The following is a 563-nucleotide window of genomic DNA, read 5'->3' on the forward strand; positions in this document are numbered from 1 at the left end:
TCGCCTGCGCGTGCACACCGAGCACAACCACAACGCGCTGCCCCTCCCGGACTATTTCTCGCCCCGCTTCGAGGACGAGAGCCGCATGCTGCGGATCTTCTCCGCGCTGGTGATCCTGGTGTTCTTCACCATCTATTGCGCATCCGGCATCGTCGCCGGCGCGCGGTTGTTCGAAAGCACCTTCGGCATGTCCTATGAATCGGCCTTGTGGGCTGGCGCCGCGGCGACCATCGCCTACACCTTCGTCGGCGGCTTCCTGGCGGTCAGCTGGACCGACACCGTGCAGGCCACGCTGATGATCTTCGCCTTGATCCTCACGCCCATCGTCGTGGTGCTGGCCACCGGCGGTGTCGACACGGCGTTCCTGGCCATCGAGGCGCAGAACCCGGCCAATTTCGACATGCTGCGCGGCACGACCTTCGTCGGTATCGTTTCGCTGTTGGGCTGGGGCCTTGGCTACTTTGGCCAACCGCACATCCTCGCCCGCTTCATGGCCGCCGACTCGGTGAAATCCATTGCCAAGGCCCGGCGCATTTCCATGACCTGGATGATCCTCTGCCTGG

The 563-nt window shown here is 64.1% G+C and carries 1 protein-coding gene; it reads left to right on the forward strand.

What is annotated here, in order from left to right:
- Positions 1-563, forward strand: a 563-nt coding sequence (locus B2V21_RS11575) for a sodium:solute symporter family transporter (RefSeq protein WP_414708390.1), incomplete at both ends; no start/stop codon positions are given.

The sequence above is a fragment of the Pseudomonas sp. UBA6276 genome (assembly GCF_002438365.1).
Lineage (GTDB): Bacteria > Pseudomonadota > Gammaproteobacteria > Pseudomonadales > Pseudomonadaceae > Aquipseudomonas > Aquipseudomonas coleopterorum.